This is a genomic window from Kitasatospora sp. NPDC057904 (genome assembly GCF_042887925.1).
GTDB lineage: Bacteria > Actinomycetota > Actinomycetes > Streptomycetales > Streptomycetaceae > Kitasatospora.
In genome coordinates this window covers 55,279-77,821 of the sequence record NZ_JBHVOL010000033.1, presented here as the reverse complement: position 1 = coordinate 77,821, position 22,543 = coordinate 55,279, and the positions used below count along the sequence as shown (strand labels likewise).

At 72.3% G+C, this 22,543-nt stretch carries 23 protein-coding genes and 1 pseudogene; 14 read left to right on the top strand and 10 right to left on the bottom strand.

The genetic code is table 11. The features are described 5' to 3' along the window. Positions 1 to 254 precede the first annotated feature (254 nt). Positions 255 to 1,157, top strand: a complete 903-nt coding sequence (locus ACFVSN_RS41465; RefSeq protein ID WP_387958701.1) for a hypothetical protein — start codon at positions 255 to 257, stop codon at positions 1,155 to 1,157. 632 nt (positions 1,158 to 1,789) lie between these two features. Here ACFVSN_RS41465 and ACFVSN_RS41460 read toward each other — a convergent pair. Further along, positions 1,790 to 1,882 (bottom strand): annotated as a pseudogene (locus ACFVSN_RS41460) (IS5/IS1182 family transposase); the annotation flags it as partial. Positions 1,883 to 2,026: 144 nt separating this feature from the next. On the opposite strand from ACFVSN_RS41460, the gene ACFVSN_RS41455 reads away from it, so the two are divergent. From ACFVSN_RS41455 to ACFVSN_RS41435, 5 genes are all read left to right on the top strand, one after another. Then, a complete protein-coding gene (locus ACFVSN_RS41455) occupies positions 2,027 to 2,437 on the top strand; it encodes a hypothetical protein (RefSeq protein WP_387958699.1) in 411 nt (136 codons plus the stop codon). Positions 2,438 to 2,635: 198 nt separating this feature from the next. Beyond that, complete coding sequence (locus tag ACFVSN_RS41450) at positions 2,636 to 3,172, top strand: hypothetical protein (protein WP_387958697.1); 537 nt, start codon at positions 2,636 to 2,638, stop codon at positions 3,170 to 3,172. A 417-nt stretch (positions 3,173 to 3,589) separates the two neighbouring features. Continuing rightward, on the top strand, positions 3,590 to 4,270 hold the full coding sequence (locus ACFVSN_RS41445; RefSeq protein WP_387958695.1) for a hypothetical protein: 681 nt from the start codon (positions 3,590 to 3,592) through the stop codon (positions 4,268 to 4,270). Positions 4,271 to 4,383: 113 nt separating this feature from the next. Further along, positions 4,384 to 8,010, top strand: a complete 3,627-nt coding sequence (locus ACFVSN_RS41440; protein WP_387958693.1) for a helix-turn-helix domain-containing protein — start codon at positions 4,384 to 4,386, stop codon at positions 8,008 to 8,010. A 156-nt stretch (positions 8,011 to 8,166) separates the two neighbouring features. Beyond that, positions 8,167 to 8,571 (top strand): peptidase inhibitor family I36 protein, encoded by a 405-nt coding sequence (locus ACFVSN_RS41435; protein ID WP_387958691.1) that lies wholly within the window; start codon positions 8,167 to 8,169, stop codon positions 8,569 to 8,571. A 58-nt stretch (positions 8,572 to 8,629) separates the two neighbouring features. Here ACFVSN_RS41435 and ACFVSN_RS41430 read toward each other — a convergent pair whose 3' ends face one another. Next, the gene (locus ACFVSN_RS41430) at positions 8,630 to 9,433 is read right to left on the bottom strand and encodes an inositol monophosphatase family protein (protein WP_387958689.1); all 804 of its coding nucleotides are present in this window, start codon (positions 9,431 to 9,433) and stop codon (positions 8,630 to 8,632) included. Next, positions 9,405 to 10,367, bottom strand: coding sequence for an AraC family transcriptional regulator (locus tag ACFVSN_RS41425; RefSeq protein ID WP_387958687.1), 963 nt, complete (start codon positions 10,365 to 10,367; stop codon positions 9,405 to 9,407). Before ACFVSN_RS41425 ends, ACFVSN_RS41430 begins: the two co-directional genes overlap by 29 nt. 251 nt (positions 10,368 to 10,618) lie before the next feature. On the opposite strand from ACFVSN_RS41425, the gene ACFVSN_RS41420 reads away from it, so the two are divergent. Further along, on the top strand, positions 10,619 to 11,167 hold the full coding sequence (locus ACFVSN_RS41420) for a hypothetical protein (RefSeq protein WP_380501420.1): 549 nt from the start codon (positions 10,619 to 10,621) through the stop codon (positions 11,165 to 11,167). A gap of 36 nt (positions 11,168 to 11,203) precedes the next feature. Here ACFVSN_RS41420 and ACFVSN_RS41415 read toward each other — a convergent pair whose 3' ends face one another. Continuing rightward, the gene (locus ACFVSN_RS41415; RefSeq protein ID WP_380495146.1) at positions 11,204 to 12,199 is read right to left on the bottom strand and encodes a class I SAM-dependent methyltransferase; all 996 of its coding nucleotides are present in this window, start codon (positions 12,197 to 12,199) and stop codon (positions 11,204 to 11,206) included. 163 nt (positions 12,200 to 12,362) lie between these two features. Here ACFVSN_RS41415 and ACFVSN_RS41410 point away from each other — a divergent pair, with 163 nt between their 5' ends. After that, entirely contained in the window at positions 12,363 to 13,214 is an 852-nt protein-coding gene (locus ACFVSN_RS41410) for a hypothetical protein (protein ID WP_387958685.1), read from the top strand. A gap of 4 nt (positions 13,215 to 13,218) precedes the next feature. On the opposite strand, the gene ACFVSN_RS41405 is transcribed toward ACFVSN_RS41410, so the two are convergent. Next, the gene (locus tag ACFVSN_RS41405; RefSeq protein WP_387958683.1) at positions 13,219 to 14,256 is read right to left on the bottom strand and encodes a hypothetical protein; all 1,038 of its coding nucleotides are present in this window, start codon (positions 14,254 to 14,256) and stop codon (positions 13,219 to 13,221) included. A gap of 135 nt (positions 14,257 to 14,391) precedes the next feature. On the opposite strand from ACFVSN_RS41405, the gene ACFVSN_RS41400 reads away from it, so the two are divergent. Beyond that, entirely contained in the window at positions 14,392 to 15,465 is a 1,074-nt protein-coding gene (locus ACFVSN_RS41400) for a hypothetical protein (protein ID WP_387958681.1), read from the top strand. A gap of 58 nt (positions 15,466 to 15,523) precedes the next feature. Continuing rightward, positions 15,524 to 15,946 carry a hypothetical protein gene (locus ACFVSN_RS41395; RefSeq protein WP_387958679.1) on the top strand — a complete coding sequence of 141 codons (423 nt, stop codon included), beginning with the start codon at positions 15,524 to 15,526 and terminating at the stop codon, positions 15,944 to 15,946. Positions 15,947 to 16,061: 115 nt separating this feature from the next. Here ACFVSN_RS41395 and ACFVSN_RS41390 read toward each other — a convergent pair whose 3' ends face one another. Continuing rightward, the gene (locus tag ACFVSN_RS41390; RefSeq protein WP_380501436.1) at positions 16,062 to 16,496 is read right to left on the bottom strand and encodes a MarR family winged helix-turn-helix transcriptional regulator; all 435 of its coding nucleotides are present in this window, start codon (positions 16,494 to 16,496) and stop codon (positions 16,062 to 16,064) included. A gap of 108 nt (positions 16,497 to 16,604) precedes the next feature. On the opposite strand from ACFVSN_RS41390, the gene ACFVSN_RS41385 reads away from it, so the two are divergent. Next, entirely contained in the window at positions 16,605 to 17,501 is an 897-nt protein-coding gene (locus tag ACFVSN_RS41385; protein ID WP_387958676.1) for an MBL fold metallo-hydrolase, read from the top strand. Between the two features lie 76 nt (positions 17,502 to 17,577). Here the strand turns inward: ACFVSN_RS41385 and ACFVSN_RS41380 are convergent, their stop codons facing one another. The 4 genes from ACFVSN_RS41380 to ACFVSN_RS41365 form a co-directional block, all read right to left on the bottom strand. After that, the gene (locus ACFVSN_RS41380) at positions 17,578 to 18,006 is read right to left on the bottom strand and encodes a VOC family protein (protein ID WP_380445034.1); all 429 of its coding nucleotides are present in this window, start codon (positions 18,004 to 18,006) and stop codon (positions 17,578 to 17,580) included. 69 nt (positions 18,007 to 18,075) lie between these two features. Continuing rightward, on the bottom strand, positions 18,076 to 18,645 hold the full coding sequence (locus ACFVSN_RS41375; RefSeq protein ID WP_387958674.1) for a GNAT family N-acetyltransferase: 570 nt from the start codon (positions 18,643 to 18,645) through the stop codon (positions 18,076 to 18,078). Between the two features lie 147 nt (positions 18,646 to 18,792). Beyond that, on the bottom strand, positions 18,793 to 19,245 hold the full coding sequence (locus ACFVSN_RS41370) for a hypothetical protein (RefSeq protein WP_387958672.1): 453 nt from the start codon (positions 19,243 to 19,245) through the stop codon (positions 18,793 to 18,795). 9 nt (positions 19,246 to 19,254) lie between these two features. Beyond that, positions 19,255 to 19,422, bottom strand: a complete 168-nt coding sequence (locus ACFVSN_RS41365) for a hypothetical protein (protein WP_387958670.1) — start codon at positions 19,420 to 19,422, stop codon at positions 19,255 to 19,257. Between the two features lie 349 nt (positions 19,423 to 19,771). On the opposite strand from ACFVSN_RS41365, the gene ACFVSN_RS41360 reads away from it, so the two are divergent. From ACFVSN_RS41360 to ACFVSN_RS41350, 3 genes are all read left to right on the top strand, one after another. Then, on the top strand, positions 19,772 to 20,218 hold the full coding sequence (locus ACFVSN_RS41360) for a nitroreductase family deazaflavin-dependent oxidoreductase (RefSeq protein WP_387958669.1): 447 nt from the start codon (positions 19,772 to 19,774) through the stop codon (positions 20,216 to 20,218). A 250-nt stretch (positions 20,219 to 20,468) separates the two neighbouring features. Further along, positions 20,469 to 21,710, top strand: a complete 1,242-nt coding sequence (locus ACFVSN_RS41355) for a glycosyltransferase (protein WP_387958667.1) — start codon at positions 20,469 to 20,471, stop codon at positions 21,708 to 21,710. A 300-nt stretch (positions 21,711 to 22,010) separates the two neighbouring features. Continuing rightward, positions 22,011 to 22,523: a hypothetical protein gene (locus tag ACFVSN_RS41350; protein WP_387958665.1), complete on the top strand. Its 513-nt coding sequence runs from the start codon at positions 22,011 to 22,013 to the stop codon at positions 22,521 to 22,523. Positions 22,524 to 22,543 lie beyond the last annotated feature (20 nt).

Below are 22,543 nucleotides of genomic sequence, written 5' to 3'. Positions count from 1 at the left end.
GACATATCCAGCTCCGGTCCACCCTCATCGAGGGATGTCTGACGGGCACCGGCCTGTCACTCACCTCACCGACCCCACCTTGAAAACCTCAGTAAGTGGGTGAAGGCCACGTGGCCGGTCCGAGGAGGCGTAGAGGCATGGGCTCGTCGTCGAACTGTCGCACGATCAGGAATCCAGCACCGCCCGGCGTCGACTCGCTCCGGTTCACGCCCCGGCGCGGCCTCGATGCCATCGCAGACCCGAGGCTCCGGGGCATGGCCGGCGAGGTGATCGCCACGGGGGTCGTCGAGGAGATTCGTACCGAGTTCGGCGTCGTCACGCATTCCTACGATGGTGCTGGGGCCCGGGCCATTGCTACGGCCCTGGCCGCGGAGCTGGCCGCGTTCGACATCTCCTGTCCGGCGGGGGTGATCCGTGACGTGACCCTCATGCGTGCCCTGATGCTGCCGGACCTCGATGACGAGGTCGCGCTGGCGGTGAGCCGGGTGTGGGTGTTCGCCGTCTACGTCGACGACGTCTGCGCGCGCGACCCTGCGGAGTTCGAGGCCGTTCTGCAGGCCGGGATGCTGCCGGAGCGGGTGTCGGTGTCGTCCAACGCACGGTACGTCCGGCACATGTTCGGCGAGCTGGGCCGGTTCTGCGACGCGACGTTCCTCGCCGTCTACAAGGCCTTCTTCTACAACGCCATGACGGGCGTCCTGATGGAGGGCGAGTTCACGGCGGAGGCGTCGGACGGCATCGACACCGAGTTCGTCCGGGCTCGGTCGGGGTACTGCGAGATCTGGTCGGCCGCGCTCCAGTTCGCCGCCCCCTGCCTGGAGATCGGCGCCGACCGGCGCTTCTGGGCGGCGGCGCTGAGCCCGACCGTGGGCTTCCTCAACGACTTCAACGACCTGCTGTCCTTCTACAAGGAAGCGGTCGACGGGGACGACTTCCTCGCCAGCAGGATCTACCGGCACGCGATGACGCGCGGCGTCCCGTATCTTGATGCGTTCCGCGACGTCTTCGTCGCGGCGAGGGCGACCCACCGGCGCCTGCGGGAACTGGCCAGTGCGGAGCAGTATCCGTACATCGACCGTTTCGTGACCGGCTTCGTGCACTGGCACTTCTGCGTGCCGCGCTACCGGTGGCAGGACGTCTACCCGACGCTTGACTGATCGTTCCAGAGCTGGTCGGGGCCGCCTCGGCAAACGGGTAGCGACTGCCCAGGCTGCTTCGTCAGAATGCGGTGGTGACCGTAAACCCGGGTTTTAACGCGATACTCGTGACGTTGGACCGAACTCTCTCAAGGCCTTACACCGTCACGCCCAGAGGTACGGGGCATGAGTAGGGTCGATCCAGGCTGCTGCTGGTACTGCGGACGCCCCTCCACGAGCGTGCCAGGGCAGGTCGTCCGGGACGGACGGTTCTACTGGAGGGACAGCCGGATTTGCTACGACTGCTCGGACGAGGGCTTTGAGGGAATAGGGCCGGCATGGCTTCGGGATGCTGTCCTGCAGGCCACGGGAGGCGCTGTGATTAGCGTTGTTGCCCAGGAACCCTCCCGGGTCCATGTCCTTCGTATCCTCCGACGGACCTACGGTGGGACGGTTGCCGAGACCGCCGGAATGCTGCGTGACCTACTGGGCCCAGGCCTGCGCGTCACGCCGACAGAGGCTGAATTCCTGACCGTCGAGTTCTCTGCTCTGGGGCTCCTCACGAGTCCCATACGTACCTGCTGATCGCTTCGGGGAGACCCCTGCGGAGTCTACGCAAGCAGATGATGCTGCAGGCGAGTTCGAGCAGCCGGACGTCCGGGATGGCGGTGGTGGCGAGGAGGTCGTTTCGGAAGCAGCGGGGCTATGCGTTCCCAGAGGCCGTCGGGAACAAGATCATCAGTCACCCGCCAGACCCTGCCCAGACGCGGCGTCAGACGCCAGCCGACACTCCGATCTCATTCTGAAATGATCAGTAGGTCCGAGACGTAGGAAGTCGGGCCGGCCGACTTTCCATACGGGGGTGATGAGGGCGTGAAATCCTCGGGAGCATGGCGGAATTGGGGCAACACCCGAGCGGCAGGGTGAGGCTGCTCGGGTTCTGGGCGATGCCCGGGGGAGACGGGACGCTGCCGGATCCCCGTGACTTCGTAGACGCTGGGTGGGACGAGTCGGAGCGGCTGTGGGTCGCGGACTATCTCGACCGAGGCCAGGTCGCCGGGGACTGGATGGGGACTTCCCAGTGCAGGTTGTGCGGGCGGGCCAATGGCTCGCACGATCTCACCGACGGCGTCTACCTCTGGCCGGAGGGGCTCGGCCACTACGTCGTCGACCACGCCGTGAGGCTGCCGGCCGAGTTCATTGAGCACGTCGAGCGGCGGCTCGAAGCTCTCGACGGGTTGGAGCGGGACGGCTCGTGGTGGCGGCGGTTCGGGCGAACCCAGCTATCGCGTGGATGCTGATCAGAGTGGGGCGAAGAGCATGAGAACCCCTGGTGTGGGAAGGCGCAGCCCCGGCCGGCAGCGGGTGGCGGATCGAACGGGTGAAACACTCGAAGGTGACATGTCATGTCCCTGTGGTGCGGGAACTGTTCCGCGGGCGCACGGATCCTGTCCAGGATGGTCTTGGACGCCTTGTGCTGCGCTCGGAGGAGTTGTTTCATGTCCATGATCCGCACCGCGCGGGGGCGGGTGTTCCCGTCCACCCTTGCTTCCCTTGTCTCCCTTGCCTCTCTTGCGACCGGCGCCGTCTTCCTCGGGGGTGCCGCTCCCGCTCGCGCGACGCAGGCCAGTACTACCGACGTGGCGTGCAAGAGCGGGAATCTCACCCTGAACATCGCCGAAGACGGCACCGTGAACGGCAGCGCCACCCTGACGAACTGCGCCTCGCCGATCAATCCGGGCATCACGTCCGCGACCGTCTCGATCAGCGGCCACGCCACCACGCTCCTCAACGGGGCGACCCTCGTGACCAGCACGGACATCACCACCTGGAACACCGGTCAGAGCACCATGGTCAACGAGACCCGCACCATCGTGGGCGGGACCAACGTCACGGAGGTGGGCGTGGGCGAATCGGTGAGCGGTCTGTTCCATCCGGCGACGGAGTCCGAGTCCGGGCGCGGCACGAGGAACTCCATGCGAGCCCAGGCCACCGAAATCATCTTCGTTCTCGAAGGCGTACTGGAAGTCGGCTGATCCTTGAAGCCGTGAGCGGCGGGCCGGTGCCCGTCAGGCAGCCGTCGATGAGCGCGGACCGAAGGTGGATGTGCCATCCCCCGGTTAACGAATCGCCGGTAGTAGGCGCCAAAGGATCGATATTGATCGTCAATTTGGCTTTGGGGAACGAAAGTTAAACGGCTGCAACTCTCGGTCGTGCGTGTGCTACGTTCCGTGCCGTCAAGAGAAAGCGTTGACCCCGGCGGTGCTACCAACACCCCGGGGTCTGGCACAGGAGCAGGACCTCCAATGCGTGTACATCGTAGCGCGCACACGCGCTCGTTCACCGTACTTCCCAACGCTGCACTGCAGAATCGCCGACTCAGCTACACTGCGCGCGGTCTGCTCGCCGATCTCGTCTCCCGGCCCGACGGGTGGCGGGAGGACGGGCGGCGCATGGCCGACACCAGTCCGCAGGGGCGCTGTGCCGTGCAGAAGGCCCTCAAAGAGCTGACGGACGCCGGGTTCTACCGCGTCGAGGTGGTCCGGTTGCCGGACGGGACGTTGCGCAGTGAAGCGCACGTCTACGACACGCCGCAGGTGGCGCCGGGTGCCAAGGGTCCGGCGGCCGGTCGGCCGGTGGGCGGTCCCCGTGTCGTTCCTGAAGTAAAGGAACGTGAGCAAGAACCCACCCTCCCGGGCGACTCGGGCTCGGACTCGGGCCCGGGCGCGGCGGCGCGGACGCTGCTCCAGGTGGTTCGGCCGGAGCCGCGGCTGCGGCTCGGGGAGCGGGAGGCGGCGGCGCTGGCGCCGCTCGTCGAGGAGTGGCTGGAGCGGGGGAGCAGTCCGGCCGATCTGGCGCAGGCGTTGCTGCCCGGGTTGCCGTCGCCCGTGCACTCGCCGGTGGGGGTGCTGCGCGATCGCCTGGTGCGGAAGATGCCGCCGGTTCACACGGTGGCGCCGAAGCGGTATGCGGAGTGCTGGGAATGCCGTGATCCCGTGCCACGGCCCGGGCGTTGCCGGGCTTGTGAGGGGGAGGGGAGAGCCGGCGCGGCCGTCGATGCGCGGGGTGCCGAACGCGCCCGGACGGCCTTGCAGGCGGCCAAGACGTCGAGACGGCCGCCCGGTCGTTCGTGAACTCCCGGACCGGCGTTCGCACTTTCGGATGAGGCCGGGCGGCAGGCCGTCCGGGTCGGTCGATCGTCCGCCGACAATCGGGGCACGTGCTGGTGCCGGCCGAGGGAGCGCGCGTGTCGAACGAGCAGGACCGGGACGAGGCGCCGGGTGCGGTGCTGCGCCGGATGCGGGGCGAGCGCGGGATGAGCCTGTCGGCGCTCGCGAAGCAGGCGCACTTCAGCAAGGGCTACCTGAGCCGCATCGAGACCGGCGAGCGCCCGATGTCGCTGGACGTCGCCCGTGCCTGCGACGCCGTGCTCGGGGGCGAAGGCGGTCTGGCCGCGCTGGTCTCCGAAGGAGCGGCCGACGCCTGCCCGTACCCCGGGCTCGCCGCGTTCCAGGCCGGCCAGGCCCGGTGGTTCTTCGGCCGCGAGCGCGCGAGCGCCCGACTGGTCGCCTGCGTGGGCGAACGGATGGACGGCGGCGGCCCGTTGGCGGTGGTCGCCCCGTCGGGGACGGGCAAGTCTTCGCTGCTGCGGGCCGGGCTGGTGCCGGCGTTGGCGCGCGGGTGCCTGCCGGGGTCGGCGGGCTGGCGGGTCGAGGTGTGCACGCCGACGGCCCGGCCGAAGCAGGTGCTGGCCAGGCTCGATGCCGTTGCCGACGACAGCCGACGGGCCCTGATCGTCGTCGACCAGTTCGAGGAGCTGTTCACGGAGTGTCAGGACGAGGACGAGCGGCGGGCGTTCGTCGCGGCGCTGTGTACGTGGTCCGGGCCGGGGCCGCGTACCGTGCCCGTCGTGATCGGCGTGCGCGCGGACTTGTACGGGCGGTGCCTGGCCTACCCGGAGCTGCTCGCCGCGCTGGAGAACGGGCACCTACCGCTCGGTCCGATGAACCGGGCGGAGCTCGTCCGGGCTGTCGAGGGGCCGGCCGCGGCGGAGGGGCTGGAGCTGGAAGTCGGCCTGGTCGACCTCCTACTCTCCGACCTCGGGGCGGATCCCGTCGAGGCGGGCACTCTCCCCCTCCTCGCCCACGCGCTGCTCGCCACCTGGCAGCAGCGCGAGGGCCGGGTGCTCACCGTCGCCGGCTACCGCCGCACCGGCGGCGTCCGTGAGGCGCTCGCCACGACGGCGGAGGCGGTGTACCTCCGCCAGCCCCAGGACGGCCGGGCCGCCGTCCACAGGATGATGATCCGACTCGTCCACGCCGGCGACGGCGTTCGCCAGGCCCGCCGTCGCGTCCCGCTCGAACGCCTGCTGTGGCACGAGCCCGCCGAGCGGCGCGACCACGCCCGCGCCGCCGTCGAGGCGCTCGGCCGGGCCCGCATGCTGACGCTCACCGGCGACGGCGTCGAGATCACCCACGAGGCCCTGCTCACCGCCTGGCCGCGCCTGCGCGAGTGGCTGGACGCCGACCGCGCGGGCCTGCGGGTGCACCGGCAGCTCGGCCAGGCGTGCGAGGCGTGGCAGGACGCCGGGCGCGACCCGTCCGCCCTCTACCAGGGCACCCGCCTCGCCCTGGCCCGGGAATGGGCCCGGGGCGACGGCGCGGGTGCGCTCAGCCCGCCGGAGCTCGCGTTCCTCACCCGCTCGCAGGAGGCCGAGGAGGCGGCGCAGCGGGCGGCGCTGGCGAGGGCGCGCCGCCTGCGCCGGCTGACGGCGGCCCTCGCCGGGTGCCTGGCGCTCGCGCTGAGCGCCGGGGCGGTGGCGTGGGGGCAGCGCGGCCGGGCGGTGACGGCGGCCCGGCTGGCGCGCTCGGACGAGTACGCGGCGCAGGCGCAGGCGGTGGCGGCGACCGAGCCGGACGTCGCGATGCTGCTGGCCGCCGAGGCGTTCCGGGCGGCGGACACCCCGCGCAGCCGCAGTGCCCTGCTGAGCGCACAGGGGCAGTCGCTGGTAGGACAGTTCGGCGACGCGGGCGGGCGCGCCGTGAACGCCGCGGCCGTCTCGGCGGACGGCCGGACGGCGGCGACCTCGGGCAACGACGGCGTCCTGCGGCTGTGGGACCTCCGGCCGGACGGGTCCGCCTCCCGCGCCCGCTTCGCGCTGTCCGTGGGCCTGTTGTCGCTGCGCGCCGTCACGCTGTCCCATGACGCGATGCTGGTCGCGACCGCCGGCGCGGACGGGATCACGCGGGTGTACGACACGGGCACGCCCGCCCCTGCGGTACGCCAATACGCGGCGCACGGTGGCCCGGTACGCGCCCTCGCGTACGCTCCGGCGGGCCGACTCCTCGCCGAGGGCGGGGACGACGGGACGGTGCGCCTCTACGACGACGCGGCGCCTGCCAGGCCGCCGGTCGTGATCGGCGAACCCGGGCACGGCGGAGTGCTCGACCTCGCGTTCTCCCCGGACGGCCGCACGCTCGCCGTGGCCCGCGCGGACGGCGCGGTGCTGCCGTGGGACGTGGCCAAGGGCACCGCGGGTGAGCCCTGGCAGCTCGGCCCGGACCTCCGCGCCCTCGCCTTCAGCCCGGATGCGTCGCTGCTCGCGGTCGCCCAGCCGGACGGCGTGCGGATCTGGCACACCGACACCCGGGCGCCCGCCGCCGCGCCCCTGACCGGTCACACGGACGCGGTGCTCGCCGTCGCCTTCGCCCCGGACGGCCGCACCCTCGCCACCGGGGGCCGCGACAACGCCGTCCGCGTGTGGGACATCGCGACCGGGCAGCCGGTGGCGACGCTGTCGGGGCACAGCGGACCGGTGAACGCCGTGCGGTTCGTGTCGGACACCCTGCTGCTGACGGTCGGCGACGACGCCGTGAACCGCCTGTGGCGGCTGGGCGACCCGGTACTCGTCGCGCACCCGGCCGCCGCGGTGCTCTCTCTCGACGGAGTGTCAGGACCGACCGGTCCCCAGGTCGTCGCCGGTGCCGTCGACGGGACGCTCCACCTGTGGGACGTCGCCCGCCACACCGAGGTCACCTCCCGTCAGGCCCACACCGGAGCCGTCTGGGGCATCGTCCACAGCCCGGACGGCACCCTGCTGGCCACCGCCGGGGCCGACCACGTTGTCCGCCTCTGGCACACCGCCGACCTCTCCCCGGCCGGCGAGCTCACCGGCCACACCGGGCCCGTCAAGGCGCTCGCCTTCAGCGCGGACGGCCGCCGCCTCGCCTCCGCCGGGAACGACGGTGTCGTGCGGCTGTGGGACGTCGCCACCAGCGCGCCCGCGGGTGAGCTGACCGGCCACGACGACGAGGTGCTCGGCCTCGCGTTCATCGGCGACGGCACGCTGCTCGCCTCCGCCGGACAGGACGAGACCGTGCGCCTCTGGGACACCCGCACCGGCCGCGCGACCGTCCTGCACGACCACCACGACACCGTCTTCGGCGTCGCCGCCAGCCCGGACGGCACCCTCCTCGCCACCGCCGGGCGCGACGGCGAGGTGCACCTGCGGCCGGTCGCGGACCCGCAGCGCGTCACCGTCCTGCCCGGACACACCGGCCCGATCGTCAACGTCCGGTTCAGCCCCGACGGCACCCGGCTGGTCAGCGGCTCCCGCGACCGGACCGCCCGGGTGTGGCGGGTGCCGGGCGGAACCCTGGAGGCCGAGCTGCGCGGCCACGCTGCGGCCGTCCAGGACGGCGTGTTCACGGACGCCCGCACGCTCGTCACCGCCTCGCGGGACGGCACGCTGCGCCGGTGGGACCTCGACCCCGGGCGCGTCCTGGCCCGCGTCTGCGGGCTCGCCCCGAGGCCCGACCCCGCCCGCTGGCAGCGGCTGGTGCCGCAGGAGCCGGTGCCGGCGGCCTGTCACTGAGGGTGGCGTCGTCCCAGGTCGGAGGGTGTTGCCAGGTGCCTGGCGGCGCCGGCAACGGACAACCCGTTCAGCCGGTGGCCAGGAGGCCGAACACTCCTGGTGACGGCGGAGCGGCCGGAGCCCCGGCGCCCGCCGAACACCGAGAGGACCACAGCGATGACGCACCACCGTTCCCTGGCCACGGCGCTGGCCACGGCCGCCCTCACCCTCACCACCGCGCTGGGCGCCCCGCCCGTGACCGCCACCGCCCACCCCGCGTCGGCGGAGTCCGGCTGCTCGGCGGGCAACTTCTGCCTCTACACGGAGCAGAACCGCCAGGGCGGGCTCCTCCAGCGGGCGAGCTACGACAACGACCTCAGGAACACCAAGGTCGGCTACAACGCGCTGTCCTGGTGGAACCACAGCGACTCCGCCTGGACGGTCTGGACCGATCCGCACTGCAGCGGGTACTCCGTGACGCTCCAGCCTGGCACGTGGGGCAATACGTCGGCGGACTGGTACAAGAACATCCGCTCGATCAACGCCGAGGGCTCACTCACCAAGTGCCGTACCTCCCGCTGAAAGGGTGAGCGCACCGCGCCGCCGCCACGAGGGGAGCGACGGCGCGGTGCCGGCCTCGTCAGTCCTGACCGGTGATGATCGACATCAGCAGCCCGTGCGTCTCGGCGTCCGCCGCCACGAGCAGCCCGCGGCCGCCCGCCCCGGTGCCGATCGGGTTGCCGTCGATGCCGGTGACCACGCAGCCGGCGGCCCGGCACAGCGCGATGCCCGCGGCGAAGTGGACGCTCCCGGACAGGTCGCCGCCGTCGGTGACGTACGCGGCGCGCTTGCCGGCGGCCACCCAGGCCAGCGCCAGCGACGTCGACACGACCCGCGGCCGGAAGCGTTCGACGAACCGCGCGTCGGCGAGCAGTTCCACGGCCCGGAACCCGGGGGCGCCCGGGAACGGCGGGTCGAGGTTGACGTCCACCAACTGCGTGGCGGCGGTGGGCGCCAGCTCCGCGTCGGTGCCGTCGCGGCGCACCCGGGCGGTCGTGCCGTCGGTGAAGAAGACCTCGTCGCCGAACGGATCCGCCACCGCCGCGGCGCCGTCGCGGAGCGCGACGTTGACGGCCACCACCAGCGTGCCCGCGGCGTAGTTGAGCGTCCCGCACAGGGGATCCACCAGCCACTCGCGCCCGGCGCCGACGGGCCCCTGCCGCCCGCCCTCCTCGCCGAGCAGCGCGTCGTCCGGCCGGGCCGCGCGGATGACGTCGAGGATCGCCTGCTCCGCCGCCACGTCGGCCGCGGTGGCGAAGTCCCCGGCGCCCTTGTCGATGCGGGCGAGGTCCTGCCCGTACATCGCGCGCACCACGTCGGCACCGGCGCGCGCGGCGGCGATGGCGACCTTGGAATCATCCATGTTCGTCAGCGAGTTGATCACGGTGAGCAGCATACGAGCGGTACGTGCCGGGAGCCATGCCGTGCGCCCGTTTGAACGCGGCGGCGAAGGCGAACTCGGAGCCGTACCCGACCCGGGCGGCGACGACGCGCAGGGGCGCGTCCGTCGCCCGGAGGTGACGGGCGGCGGCGGTCATCCGCCACCAGGTCAGGTAGCCGAGCGGCGGCCGGCCGACCGTCGTGGCGAAGCGGCGGGCGAACGCGGCCCGGGAGAGGCCGGCCTCGGCGGCGAGTTTGCCGACGGTCCAGGGCTCGGCCGGGGCGTGGTGCACGGCCTGGAGGGCGGCGGCGACGGCGGGGTCGGCGAGCGCGGCGGCCCAGCCGGTCGCCGGACCGTCGGCGGGGCGCTCGGCGAGCCGGCTGCGCAGCACGTACATCAGCAGGGTGTCGAGGAGCGCCGGGATGATCGCGCCGGTGCCCGGGCGCGGCGATGACACCTCGGCGGCCAGGAGCGTGACGGCGGCGTGGAGTTCGGGGTGACGGTCCGGATCCGCCGGGAGGTGCAGGAAGTCCGGGAGGGTCAGGAGCAGGGGGTGCGTGCGGGTCGGGTCGAGCTCGTGCGCCCCGCACAGGACGACGGTGGCCGGGCCGCTCAGGCCGAGGCGGTCGACGGTGTCCGCGACGTAGGCATCGCCGGGCTCGTCCGGCTTGCACACCGGGGCCGTGAGCGGGGTCGCCGGGTCGTCGGCCAGCGCGTGCCCGCTGCCGTGCGGCAGGAACAGCACGTCGCCCGCGCCCAGTCGGACGGGCTCGGCGCCCGGCGCCAGGAACCAGCAACTCCCCTCCAGCACCACCTGGAACGCCACCGCCCCGGGCACGGCCGCGAACCGCTGCCCCCACGGCGCATGCCATCGAACCCACGCCGAGCGGGGACGCCCGGTCCGCGCCACCGTGATCACATCGCTGAGAACGTCCACGGACCGAGCGTATGCGGCGAGTCGCCCGGCGCCCGTCCGAGCAGCGGCTTCGGGCGCGAGCGCGGCTGCCGCACGAACCCGGCGGTATTGCCCCTTCCAGGGCCGGGTGTTGGATGCTGCCCGGCGGATGGTGACTGTGCGTATCGAGTGGCGGAGGCTGTGCCTTCGTCCCGCGTTGCGGGCACCGGGGGGCGGCGCAGACTGGGGGATGGGGGATGGGGGACGTCGACGAGGCGCCCTGGAGGTACGTCATGTCCGACGGAGTGGAACTGCGCGGAACGTTGCGGAAGGTGGAGGACGTCGAGTTCGAGGTCGTGCGCGTCACGATCGACGTCGCGGACGACGCGGTGCGGCGGGAGCTGGAGAAGGACCCGGCCGGGACCGTCAGGCGGTTCCTGGAGTCGCAGGGGTTCAAGGTCAACGCGATCACGGCGCCGGAGCCGCAGCCCGGCCTGCCGTACCACCCGGGGTACATCCACATCACCAGCGGAGGGGACGAGTCGAAGTGGTCCCCGGTCTTTCCCCTGGCCGACGGCGACGCGGTGAGCGCCGGCGCCGAGCGGGTGCGGGTGGGGACCGCCGAGCTCTTCGAGGTGACGATCGAACTCGACGACGCGGCGCGCCGGGCGGTCGCCGCGGACCCGGCCGGGGCGTTCCGGCGGTTCTTCGAGTCCCGGGGGCAGGTGGTGAACGGGGTCACACCGGGTCCTCCCGGTGTCTCGGGGCCGCTGGGCGGAGGGTTCTGGGCGCACGAGAACAGCGGGCCGGAGCGGTCCCAGTGGTACCACATCTTCCCGTGAGGGCCCCGCCCGACGGGCAGGGCCCACCTCCGGGGCCTACCTCGCGCGGCGCTCGGCCACCGCGACGAGCGCGACCCTCGGGACCTCGGCGACGTAGCCGTCGAGCACCGGGCCGACCAGGGGGCGGGCGGGGGCGTTGAGGGGCGTGCAGAGGCCGGCGAGGTGGTCGGTGTGGTCGAAGGCGGCGACCAGGAGCTCCCAGGCCCGCTCGGGGCCGAGCGCGGCGAAGTGGTCCGTCAGGGCGTAGGTCTCGGCGAGGTGGTCGACCATGGCGGCCTTCGCGTCCTCCGGGGAGGCCGCGCGGACGGTGAACGGGTCGTAGACGTCGAGCAGGCGCACGGCGACGGGGTGCGGCGCGAACAGGTCGAGCAGCTCGGTGCGGGTGAAGTGCGGGTGGTCGTGGCGGACGGCGGCGTGGGGGTCGACGACGGTCCGGAAGAACGCGGCCGTCGGGCTGTGCGGCTCGAAGTCGTGCAGCACGACCCGGCCGCCCGGCCGCAGCACCCGCACGGCCTCGGCGACCACGGCGGGCCGGTCGTCGGACGGGACGTGGTGCGTGCCGTACGCCAGCAGCACCGCGTCCACCGTGCCGTCGGCGAGGAGCAGCCGGTCCGCGGACTGCCGGACGGCGGGCAGGCCGTGGGCGAGGGCGGCGGCCACCATGGGGCCGGAGAGGTCCCCGGTCAGCAGGGCCAGCCCGTCCGGCACCTGTCCGGGGCGGACGGCGGCGGCGCGCGCGAGCGGACCGTCGCCGCCGAGCACGTCCAGGACGAGTGCGTCGCTCGCGCCGCCGGTGGCCAGGCGGAGCAGTTCGCGGCCACCGGTCCAGTGCACGAGCGGGTTCCCGGGGGCGCGCGGGGAGTCGGCGCAGACGGGGCTGAACTCGTCCGACGGCGAGAAGAGCCGGCGCATGGCCGTGGCGGACCCGAGCCGCCCCGGATCGAGCGCCCGGTGCCACTGCGGGTGCCGGGCGGAGAGGTGCCCGAGGTACTGGTCGAGAGTCATCGCGGGCAGGTACGACGGCGCGGACACGGGCGGCTCCTTTGGCAGGCTCGGCACACCATCAATGCCCACCGTGGGGGCGGTCATTCACGTGATCCACGGGTGCGAATCGGCTGACCAGGCGCACGGCCCGCGCGGGGTCGTGGGATCCTGGGCGAGATCGTCGGTGGGTGTGAACGGGGGAGAGTCCGGCATGGGGCATCCGGTGCGGGAATGGCTCGACGACGCGTGGGCGCGGACCCGGCTCGTGCAGGTGATCGTGGGCGGGGAGGGGGATGGGCCGCTCGCCGGGCGCGATGTGCTGGGGTGGGTCGAGAGCCCCGACGAGCTCGCGCAGCTTCGGTCGCTCACGACGGAGGGCGGCTTCACCGGGGACATCTGCCGGTGCCTGGGCAGCCTGACGCTGAGCCTCCACGACGCCGACGGCGAGCCGGTGGGGTCGGGCACCATCCACAGCACGGACGTCGCCTGGGAGCGGGCCAGGTTCCGGGACAACCTGACGGTCGCGGACCCGGTCGGCCTGACGCTGTTCCTCGCCGGGCGCGGTGCGCCGGGGCTTCTCCTGAACCTCGTTCCGCGGCTGTCGTACGCCATGGGACTCCGTGAGGGGGTGCACCAGACCCGGCAGGCCGGTCACGGGCGGTACGGCTCCGGGGAGTTGGTGCGTCGGCAGGCGCCGGTCTCGCTGCGGCCGACGCTGGCGAAGGTGTCCGGGCGAGACGCCGGGCAGTTGCCGGAGGCCCAAGTGGGCGCGTTCCGCGAGCAGTTGGCCGCTGACTACCCGGATCCCGCCGACCGGGCAGCCGCGCTGCTGACGTGGCTGGGCAGCCTGCCGCATCCCATGGAGGCCGAGTTCGGGGAGGGCGTCCTGGTGCTGCGCCTGCTGGAGGGCCTGGATCCGGTGGGATGTGCGACTGCGCTACCGCAGCCGTTGGACGACAGGGTGGTGCTCGGCCTCCTGAGGTGGGCGTGGGAGCAACCGGTGGACCTGGACCTGGACCTCGTCGACCTCGTCGAGCCCACCGTCCGTGCCCTGCTGGGCTGATCGCTCAGGACGGCGTGTGTCCCCACCACAGGTGTGGGTGGCCGTGCGTGGACCGTGGCGAGGTGACGAGGTCGGTGACGAGGGCGGGCTCCCCGGCCGGCACCAGGTGGGAGTAGCGGCGGGTCGTCCGGCTCCACTCCAGGTAGCCGCTCATCGCCGTGCGCATGCAGTCGGCGATCCGGAGGGCGGTGGCGGTGTCCCGCAGCCCGACCGTGCTCAACAGGCGCTGCTCCAGGGCGAGGAACTCCTCGCACCAGGCGCTGATCATGCCCTGGATCTCGCGGACGCTGTCGGCGCGGTCGCAGCCCAGTTCGTTCTCGATGACGAGCACGAGGTTGTGGAGGTCGCCGCGCGATTCCTCCTTCTCCACGGAGTGCACGTCGTTGAGGGTGTCGACGACGTCCGCCGTGATGTCGAGCATCCGGCGCACCACGGCGTCGGCGTAGAGTCGGCGCGGGAGTTCGAAGCCGTAGGCCTTCTGGCCGAGGTCGATCATCGCGTACACGAAGCCCGACCGGCGGCGCAGTTCCGCGTACTCGGCGCGGGTCGGGACGCGGCGGCGGGCGCGGTTGTGCGCCTCCTGGGTGTAGGCGCCGAGGTACCACTGCCAGTGCTGCCCGGTGCGCTCCAGCCAGGCGGGCGAGGCGCCGTCGGCGAGCCGGCGCCACACGTCGCCGAACGCCCGGATCAGCGGCCCGGCGCCCGCCGGGGGCCGTCCTCCGGTGGCGATGACGGTGGCGAAGTCCGAGCAGACGGCCGCGACTTGGTCCGGCTGGTCGGCGAGCGGGCCGTCGACGTGGTCGTCCAGGAAGGTCGCCACCACGACCGCGTCGACGGTCAGGTCCAGCTGCGCACCGCTCGCCCGGGGGTTCCAGGCGGCCATGAGTCCGGAGATGTCCCAGCGCAGGAAGCGCACTTCGTCGACCGGGTCCGCGATGAGCCCCTGCCGCCGGCACCAGAGGAGACTGCGGTTCCGGGCGGCGTCGGCGTCCGGACTGGTCACGGCCCCGAAGGGGAGGGTGAACGCGGTGTCCTGGGGCATGCTGGGGCCCTTTCGGGGGAAGGGTGTTCGGGCCGTCGCTCGACCAAAGGGTGACGGCGCCGGTCCCCGCCCGCAAGGGGGCGACCACGCCGTCACTCTCCGTATGCTGGTTGCGCGCGCTGACAGGATGGCCGGGTGGAACAGATCTTGCGCAGGGCGGGCGACGTGTTGGGCACCGGGTTGACGGACCCGGTGGACCTGGGCGGCAGCAGCCGCAGCGCCGTGCTGCGGTGCCGGACGGCGGCCGGCGGCAGCGTCGTCGTGAAGGCGTTCAAGGGCGGGGACGGGGCGGTGCGCTGTTTCGCGCGCGAGGCCGCCGCGCTCTCGCTCGGGCTGGGCGGGCCGCAGTTGCTCGCCGTCGACCCGATCGTGCCGCTGTTCGTGATGGCGGACCTCGGCGCCGCGCCGACGCTGGCGGACGTGCTGCTCGGGGACGATCCGAAGGCCGCCGAGGAGGGCCTGCTGGTCTGGGCGCGCGGGCTCGGGCGGCTGGGCGCCGCATCGGTGCACCGGCAGGCCGAGTTCGAGCGGCTGGTGGCGGAGTCCACGACGGTGTTGTCGCCGGAGGAGCCGTGGATCCGGCAGTCCGTCACCAAGCTGCTGCTGCGGCTTGAGGAGACCGGGATCGCCGTGCCCTCCGAACTCGCCGGGGAGCTGGCGCGGATCGGCACGGCCGGCGGGGAGGAGTACCCCGCGTTCACCCCGGGCGACACCTGCCCCGACAACAACCTGCTCACCCCGGACGGCCTGCGGCTGATCGACTTCGAGGCGGCCTGCTACCAGTCCGTCTTCCTGACGGCCGCCTACTGCCGGATGCCGTTCTCCACCTGCTGGTGCGTCTTCCGGCTCCCGCTCGGCCAGGCGGAGGCGATCGAGGAGGCGTACCGCACCGAGATCGTCGCCGCCTATCCCGCACTCGCCGAGGACGCCGTGTGGCAGGCCGGGATGCAGCAGGCCATCGCGGCCTGGACGGTCTACACCACCGTCTGGCTGGTCCCGCGCACGGCGGAGAACAAGCCCCTCCACCCTCGGCGACCGTCCCCGACCGCGCGGCAAGTGCTGCGCCACCGCTGGGAGATGGCGAGCGGACTGACGGACTTCCCGGCCCTCGCGGAGACGGTGGGGCTGCTGCTGCGGAAGATCGCGGGCGACTGGGACGACGAGCCGCTGCCGGGGTACCCGGCGTTCGCGGGCGGCCGGGCGTCGTAGCCGGGGGCTTGCCCGGTCGTTCCTCCGGTGAAGACGTTCCTGTCCCGATGGAGGAATCATGTCGAAGTTGCGTACCGCCCTCGCCGCCGCCGTGCTCGGGGCTGCCGTCGTGGTGCCCGCCGTTCCGGCCCACGCGGCGGCCTCCACGCCCGAGGCCCGGGTGAACACCTTCTTCCGGGAGTACCGCCGGGCCGTCCTCGACACGAAGGACCAGTCGCCCGCCGAGGTCCGTGCCCACTACCTGACGGCGGAGCTGAACGGGCGGCTCGACGCGTGGGCGCAGGCGAACGACGCCGACCCGGTGTTCCGCGCCCAGAACGTGCCGCTCGACTGGTCCACCCGCTACGAGGGCAGCGGCGCCGGGCACGCCACGATCGTGCTGACGGAGAAGTGGGGCGGGGGCACGTCGCAGGACGTCTGGCACTCGGTGCGGCTGGACACCCTCGTCATCAGCGACCTGGAGGGCCCGCCGGCGAAGTGACCACCCGACCTTCTACCAGGGCCTCGTCCAGTGGAAGGTCGGCTTCGACCGCCGCCCGTAGCGTGTGGCTGCTGTGAGGAGGGGCGGGGGGCGTTTCCCCCGCCCCTCCTGCGCGTTACGACCGGGTGATGGCCTGCTTCAGCAGGCCGTGGAGGACGCGTTGCTCCTCCGGGCCGAGGGCCGCCAGAGGGGAGCCGACGGCGAGGAGTTCGAGGAGGCGGTCGCGCATCGCGGTGCCCTCGGACGTGAGCACCAGGTGCTTGGCGCGGCGGTCGGTGGGGTGGGGGCGGCGCTCGATCAGGCCCTGCTTCTCGAGCTTGTCGACGACGAAGGTCGCGTTGGACGGCTCGCAGCTCATGCGCTCGGCGAGCTCGCGCATGGTCATCGGCCCGGTCATCTCGCGCAGCGCCGTCGCCTGGGCCTCGGTGAGGCCGAGGGCGGCGGCGTGCTCGCGCACGTGCTCGCCGATCCGCTGGGCGAGTCCGTTGACCATGCCGCACAGCTGTCGTTCGGCGATGGCCTGCGGTTCCTGGGCCCGGGACGTCGTCATGCCCCCCACCCTAGCAAGTCCGTCAAGCCAGAATATTTCGAGCTTGAATGATTCGAACTTGATGCTTATGGTGATCTCCGTCGCCGCGGAGAGCGCGGCGCCGGGCCGATGAACGGCCATCAGGGGAGAGGACTCACAGTGGACTTGAGCACGAAGCAGGACACCGCACGGCTGAGCCGGCCGTCGGACATCCGCTCGGTATGGCTCGGTGACACCAAGGTGTCGTACGTGCCGGACGGTGACGTGCGGCTCCGACCGCTCGCGATGCTGCCGGACACCACGGAGGACGTGTGGGCGGCGCACCCCGAGTACCTGGACCCCACGGGCAACCTCGTCGGGAGCGTCGGCGCGCTGCTCGTCGAGCACGGCGGCCGGGCGCTGCTGATCGACACGGGCGTCGGCCCGAGGACGCTGGAGCTCCCGGAGGGCCCGCTCCACGCGATCCGGGGCGGCGCGCTCCTGGACAACCTGGCGCGACTCGGCCGGGCCCCCGAGGACATCGAGGCGGTGGCCTTCACCCACCTCCACGTCGACCACCTCGGCTGGGCCTGCACCCCCGAGGGCGACCGGCCCGCGTTCGCCCACGCCGACTACCTGATCTCCGGGCCCGAGTGGGAGGGGCGCGGGGACCTGACGGCCGAGCAGGCCGCAGCCCTCGCCCCGCACGTCCGGACGGTCTCGGACGGCGACGAGGTCTTCCCCGGCGTGCAGGTGCGGATCACCCCGGGCCACACCGTCGGGCACGCCGAGTACGTCATCACCGGGGGCGGCCGGCGCCTGATCGCCTTCGGCGACGCCGTGCACTCGCCGATCCAGATCGACCACCCCGAGTGGTCCTCGGGCTTCGACCACGACCTCGCCCGGACCGCCGAGAACCGCCGCCGCCTGGTCGCCGAGCTGGCCGAGCCGGACGCGATCGGCTTCGGCGTGCACTTCGCCGACGTCGTCTTCGGGCGTGTGCAGTCGGGCGAGGACGGGCCGGCCTGGCAGCCCGTGGACGCCTGATCGGCCCCGGAACGAAGGAGATCCCCGAGCGGTCGGCTCGGGGATCTCCGGGGTGCGCGGCTCGGCAGGACGTTGTTCAGTCGATGCAGAACTCGTTGCCCTCGATGTCCTGCATCGCGATGCACGAGTCGTGACCGTCGTACAGCAACTGCACGCGTACCGCGCCCAGCGGGAGCAGCCGTGCGCACTCGGCTTCGAGCGCGGCGAGGCGCTCCTCGCCCACGAGCCCGGTGCCGACCCGCACGTCGAGGTGCACCCGGTTCTTGACGACCTTCCCCTCGGGAACGCGCTGGAAGTACAGCCGCGGGCCCACGCCGGTCGGATCGGTGCAGGCGAACCACGAACCCCGTTCCTCGGGGGACCGGGAGTTCTCGTAGTCGTCCCAAGTGGCGAACTCCTTCGGAGGATTCGCTGCTGCGTACCCCAGCACCTCGCACCAGAAGCGGCCGACGCGCTCGGGTTCCGCGCAGTCGAAGGTGACCTGGAACTGCTTGATCGATGACATGCGCGCACCCTAACAGGGGCTCAGCTCCTCGTCCTCGGGGAGAAGTAGCACGTCGGTGCGGGGGTGGTCCTACCGGCCCCGGCCCCACGCCTCGCGGGTGATCGCGTACTCGACGTCACCGTGTTCGGCGCCCTCGATGTACTCGGGCCACTCCTCGAAGAACGTGCGGACGTGCGTCAGCCCGGTCTTCTCCATCACACGACGGGAGGCCGTGTTGACCGCCATCGTGGTGGCGACGATCCGCTCGACGCCGAGCTCGGTGAAGGCGTGGTGGACGACCGCCCGCGAGCCCTCGGTGGCGTAGCCCCGGCCCCAGGCGGACGGCAGCATGCGGTAGCCGAGTTCGGTGTCGCCGCCGGCCAGGCCGACGCTGCTCGCGGGGCGGAGCGAGACCCAGCCGAGGAAGCGCCCGGACGACGTCTCGACCGCGGCGAAGCAGCCCATGCCGTCCGGGAGTTCGTGGTACTCGCGGAGGAGGGCGGGGAGGTGTTCGCGTTCGACGGCGGTCCGGGGTACGGGCCGGCCGTCGTCGATGTGGCGCATGACGTCGGGGTGGCCGTGCAGCGCGGCGAGGTCGTCCAGGTCGGCGGGGGTGAAGCGGCGGAGGGCCAGGTGGTCGGTGTGCAGGTAGGCGTTCACGACGGCGATTCGAGCAGGGGTCTCCGGCTCACGGCAAGCGCTTTACCGATCGGCACATCGGGGTCCGGGGCACTCTGGTGGCCCTGCAACAACTCTGACACTATCTCAGCCACGGTGAAAGAACCGTGTGCCAATCGTTCACATCGGTCACATCAGCGCGGCCGTGGAGCGTCGAGATGATTCGAGGCCTGCCTTGACGTCCGTGCGTAACCGCATACCCCATCTGGTGACGGTCGTGCTTATGCTCCTGGGCCTGGTGACCGCCGCGAGCGCGCAAGCCCAGGCGACCCCGCAGCGGCTCGCCGCCGGCGCGACCGTTTGCTCCAACTCGCCCATTCCGGCAGGGTGGGTGATCACGAGCTCGTACCGTAGCGCCGGTTGTGCGGGCACCGGGGTCGCGTACACCATCGCCGATGTGAGCGGGCAGAGCGGCGCCACCGTGTGTTCGATGTCGCCGATTCCGGCGGGCTGGGTCATCACGAGCTCGTACAGCAGCGCCGGCTGTGCCGGCACCGGCGTCGCGTACTCCCTTGCCAACACCGCCAACCAGACCCGCGCCACTGTCTGTTCGATGTCGCCGATTCCGGCGGGCTGGGTCATCACGAGTTCCTACAGCAGTGCCGGCTGCGCGGGTACGGGCGTTGCGTACTCGATCGCCAACACCGCCAACCAGACCTGGGCGACCGTCTGTTCGATGTCGCCGATTCCCGCGGGGTGGGTCGTGACGAGCTCGTACAGCAGTGCCGGCTGCGCGGGTACGGGCGTTGCGTACTCCATCGCCAACACCGCCAACCAGAGCTACGCGACCGTCTGCTCCTTCTCCCCGATCCCGGCGGGGTGGGTCGTCACGAACTCGCAGAGCACCGGCAGCTGCGTGGGCAGCGGCATCGCGTACAACATCAGGAAGGTCTGACCACCCGGAGCAGGTCGAGCGCGCGCACGGCCACAGGGCGCGGCCTTCACGAGGCCGCGCCCACGTGCTCGTGACACCACCGAACGGCCACCGTCCGTGACGCGAACACGCGCGTAGTAGCCGATAGGCTTCTTCAGCTGGGGGTGCCTCCGGCCGGAGCGGGCACTGCCTGTCGGACACCACACTTCATGACGTGACGATGGGGTGAACGCGATGCCTCTTGAGGGCGAGTACGAGCCGAGTCCGGCGCAGTGGGTGCGCGAGCAGGTCGAGCTGTACGAGAGTTCGGGCGGCACGCAGGGAACGACGCTCTGGGACACGGGCCTGCCCGTCGTCATCCTCACGACGCGCGGCGCGAAGAGCGGCAAGATCCGCAAGACCCCGTTGATGCGCGTGGAGCACGAGGGGCGGTACGCGGCAGTGGCCTCGAAGGGCGGCTTCCCGCGTCACCCGGTCTGGTACTTCAACGTCAAGTCCGACCCGCACGTGGAGCTCCAGGACGGGCCCGAACGCCGGGACATGACGGCCCGTGAGATCACCGGCGACGAGAAGGCCGAGTGGTGGGAGCGCGCGGTCGCCGCGTACCCGCCGTACGCCGAATACCAGGAGAAGACCGACCGCGTGATCCCCGTCTTCGTGCTGGAGCCCCCGCGCGGGTAGGACCGGAGGCTAGCCGTACAGCCCCGCACCGATCCCGATCAGCTTCCGTCGCTCCACGGCGATCCCCCCTCGCGCCCGCCCCCTGCGGGAAACCCTATCCGGAGGTCCAGTGGGCACGGAAAAGGCGAGAAGAAATATTCTCCTCGCCACTATCAAGATATAACGCACCGGGGGGCTTGCCGCAAGGCCCCCGGTGTGCCGCACAATCGTCGGTCTCAAGGCCATGACCTGCGGAAACGGGAGCCGGGAAATGCGCGTTTTGTTGACGAGCTGGGGATCACGCGGAGACGTCGAACCGCTGGCGGCGCTGGCGGTGGAATTGCAGCGGCTCGGGGCGGAGGCGGCGGTCTGCGCGCCCGCGGACGACGATTTCGTCGCCCTGCTGGCACGGGTCGGCGTGCCGCTCGTGCCGCTCGGGCCGACGGTGAAGTCGATCGTCGCCAACCCGAAGCCGCCGACGGGCGAGGACGCCTTCCGGCTGGCGCCGGCGCTGGTGGAGGCGCGGTTCGAGACGCTCGCCGCGGCGGCGAAGGACGGGTGCGATGCGATCCTCGCGACCGGGCTGATGCCGGCGGGCGCGCGGGACGTGGCGGAGAAGCTCGGCGTCCCGTACGTGTTCGCGTGCTTCCACATCGCCGGGATCCCGTCGCCGCACTTCCGGCCCGGCCGGCGCCCGGGGCCGCCGCTGTCGGAGGGTGAGACCGACCTCCGGGTGCTGTGGCGGGAGGACGGCGAGCGCGTGAACGGCCTGTACGGCGAGGCGCTCAACCGTGGGCGGGCCGGGATTGGGCTGCCGCCGGTGGACAACGTCCGCGATCACGTCTTCGGGGACCGGCCCTGGCTGGCGGCGGACGCGGTGCTCTGCCCGTCGGAGGGGATGACGGACCTGGAGCTGTTGCAGACCGGGGCGTGGATCCTGCCGGACGAGCGTCCGCTGCCGGACGAGCTGGAGGCGTTCCTGGCCGCGGGGGAGCCGCCGGTGTACGTGGGCTTCGGGAGCATGGCGTCGTACGCGCCGAAGGACGTGGCGGGAGCGGTCATCGAGGCGAGCCGCGCGTACGGGCGTCGGGTCGTCGTCGGGAGCGGGTGGGCCGGGCTGGGGGCGGTCGACGACGGCGACGACTGCTTCGTGGTCGGGGAGGTCAACCAGCAGGCGCTGTTCCGGCGGGTGGCGGCGGTCGTGCACCACGGCGGCGCGGGCACGACGACGACGGCCTCGCGGGCGGGAGCGCCGCAGGTGATCGTGCCGCTGATCGCGGACCAGCCGTACTGGGCGGCGCGGGTGGCCGAGTTGGGGATCGGCGCGGCACACCAGGGGCCGGCGCCGACGGTTGAGTCGCTGACGGCGGCGTTGGGGGTGGTGCTGACGCCCGAGGTCGCCGAGCGGGCGAAGGCCGTGGCGGGCACGATCCGGGCGGACGGGGCGACGGTGGCGGCGAAGCTGCTGCTGGAGGCGGCCGGCCGGCCCGTACAAGGCCCGGCTGTCGGGTGATTGTCGGGCGCCTGCGAGGTCGTGGGTGCCGGATCGGCTCGCGCAATGGTGGCACCGCCCGAGGAGTTCCAACCCCTCGGGCGGTGCCACCGGCGTGCTCACGGTCGGCTCGATGTCGCGAGACGCTGGAGAAGCCGTTCCATACGGAGATCGTATTCAGTGGCGTCGGCTCTGCGCGTCGCCCCGGGGATGTACGCCGGATACGCTCCCGGGCCGACGGCCTGGGAAGAGGTGACATCCGCCGGCCGACGCGGTGGATCGTGGTCCGTTCCTAGGTTCATGGTCATGAGGAATGCACCGATGATCGATCTTCGCGGCACGACAAAGAAGTACAGCGTCATCGAGCGATCAACGGCGAAGGTGCTGCCCGATTCGACCCGCGACCGCGCCGCCGCGGGCAAGCAGCCCGCGCAGCATCGGCGCCGTAGCCCTTGCCGGTGGCCTGAGTCGGCACTCATCGCCTGTGGAGTCGCCGTTCTCGCCTGGGCGTTCGTGCTCTGCACCACCCTGCCGTCAACAGCGACTGCTGTGCACTGGTCGGCCGCCTGGGCCGGGTTGGATGCCATGGAGGCACTCGGCTTCATCGCCACCGGGGTCCTGGCCGCTCGTGGCGATCCCCGCCGGGCCCTGCCTGCTGCGGCCACGTCGATGCTGTTGCTGGTCGACTCCTGGTTCGACCCGATGACAGCGGGGCCCGGCAGCGATTTCGCCGTCGCGCTGGCCATGGCGTGCTTCGCCGAACTACCGCTTGCGGTGGTCTGTGCCCTCGTCGCCTGGCGGGCGCTCCGCGTTCCGACACCACAGCCTGCCTGACCAGCCGTCACTTACTCAAG

What these genes read in the sequence shown, in the direction of transcription:
- ACFVSN_RS41465 (WP_387958701.1), top strand. Translation starts at nt 255, where the DNA reads ATGGCCGGCGAGGTGATCGCCACGGGGGTCGTCGAGGAGATTCGTACC.
- ACFVSN_RS41455 (WP_387958699.1), top strand. Translation starts at nt 2,027, where the DNA reads ATGGCGGAATTGGGGCAACACCCGAGCGGCAGGGTGAGGCTGCTCGGG.
- ACFVSN_RS41450 (WP_387958697.1), top strand. Translation starts at nt 2,636, where the DNA reads ATGTCCATGATCCGCACCGCGCGGGGGCGGGTGTTCCCGTCCACCCTT.
- ACFVSN_RS41445 (WP_387958695.1), top strand. Translation starts at nt 3,590, where the DNA reads ATGGCCGACACCAGTCCGCAGGGGCGCTGTGCCGTGCAGAAGGCCCTC.
- ACFVSN_RS41435 (WP_387958691.1), top strand. Translation starts at nt 8,167, where the DNA reads ATGACGCACCACCGTTCCCTGGCCACGGCGCTGGCCACGGCCGCCCTC.
- ACFVSN_RS41420 (WP_380501420.1), top strand. Translation starts at nt 10,619, where the DNA reads ATGTCCGACGGAGTGGAACTGCGCGGAACGTTGCGGAAGGTGGAGGAC.
- ACFVSN_RS41410 (WP_387958685.1), top strand. Translation starts at nt 12,363, where the DNA reads ATGGGGCATCCGGTGCGGGAATGGCTCGACGACGCGTGGGCGCGGACC.
- ACFVSN_RS41405 (WP_387958683.1), bottom strand. Translation starts at nt 14,256, where the DNA reads ATGCCCCAGGACACCGCGTTCACCCTCCCCTTCGGGGCCGTGACCAGT.
- ACFVSN_RS41395 (WP_387958679.1), top strand. Translation starts at nt 15,524, where the DNA reads ATGTCGAAGTTGCGTACCGCCCTCGCCGCCGCCGTGCTCGGGGCTGCC.
- ACFVSN_RS41390 (WP_380501436.1), bottom strand. Translation starts at nt 16,496, where the DNA reads ATGACGACGTCCCGGGCCCAGGAACCGCAGGCCATCGCCGAACGACAG.
- ACFVSN_RS41385 (WP_387958676.1), top strand. Translation starts at nt 16,605, where the DNA reads ATGAACGGCCATCAGGGGAGAGGACTCACAGTGGACTTGAGCACGAAG.
- ACFVSN_RS41380 (WP_380445034.1), bottom strand. Translation starts at nt 18,006, where the DNA reads ATGTCATCGATCAAGCAGTTCCAGGTCACCTTCGACTGCGCGGAACCC.
- ACFVSN_RS41370 (WP_387958672.1), bottom strand. Translation starts at nt 19,245, where the DNA reads ATGACCCAGCCCGCCGGAATCGGCGACATCGAACAGACAGTGGCGCGG.
- ACFVSN_RS41365 (WP_387958670.1), bottom strand. Translation starts at nt 19,422, where the DNA reads ATGGAGTACGCAACGCCCGTACCCGCGCAGCCGGCACTGCTGTACGAG.
- ACFVSN_RS41360 (WP_387958669.1), top strand. Translation starts at nt 19,772, where the DNA reads ATGCCTCTTGAGGGCGAGTACGAGCCGAGTCCGGCGCAGTGGGTGCGC.
- ACFVSN_RS41355 (WP_387958667.1), top strand. Translation starts at nt 20,469, where the DNA reads ATGCGCGTTTTGTTGACGAGCTGGGGATCACGCGGAGACGTCGAACCG.
- ACFVSN_RS41350 (WP_387958665.1), top strand. Translation starts at nt 22,011, where the DNA reads ATGATCGATCTTCGCGGCACGACAAAGAAGTACAGCGTCATCGAGCGA.